Origin of the sequence: Sphingobium chungbukense, assembly GCF_001005725.1 — a bacterium.
In the GTDB taxonomy this organism is placed as follows: domain Bacteria; phylum Pseudomonadota; class Alphaproteobacteria; order Sphingomonadales; family Sphingomonadaceae; genus Sphingobium; species Sphingobium chungbukense.
This window is the reverse complement of sequence record NZ_LBIC01000040.1, coordinates 1-509: the sequence shown is the minus strand read 5'-3', so window position 1 is coordinate 509 and position 509 is coordinate 1. Positions and strand designations below refer to the sequence as shown.

The 509-nt window shown below is 68.6% G+C and carries 1 pseudogene; it reads left to right on the top strand.

Going from position 1 to position 509, the window contains the following annotated elements:
• Window positions 1–509: pseudogene (locus YP76_RS28505) on the top strand (hypothetical protein); the annotation flags it as partial.

Genomic DNA, 509 nt, shown 5'->3' with positions numbered 1-509 from the left:
GCTGCTCGTGCTGCTCACGCTCGATACCGCCTCGAGCCCGAGTGCCTGAAGGCGCTGACCACAGATTGTCTCACCAACCCCCATGCCGGCACGGTGGAGCTGCGCTATCTCAAGCGCCGCGCCCGCGGCGCCGAGCACAAGAGCATGCGGGTGCGCGATGGCGGCAGCGGCACTCCCGGCGGCCTGATCCGTCGCCTGATCGACGCCACCGCCGCCGCCCGCGAGCACCTGCCTGACGATTGCCTCTGGGCCTATCACAACGTCGGCGGCCTTCGCGGCGGCATTTTCGATCTCAAGCACCAACTTGCAGCCTGGGCTCTGCGCCATGGCATCAGCGATGACGACGGCAAGCCGCTCCACCTGCTGCTCTCCCGGCTACGCAAGACCCACAAGGCGCTATGGTACACCAAGACCGAGGGGCACATGACCCGCTTCGCGGTCGGCCACTCGCGCGAGGTGGCGGCGCGCCACTATGCCGATCTGCCGTCGCTCCGGCCCCTGCACGAGAC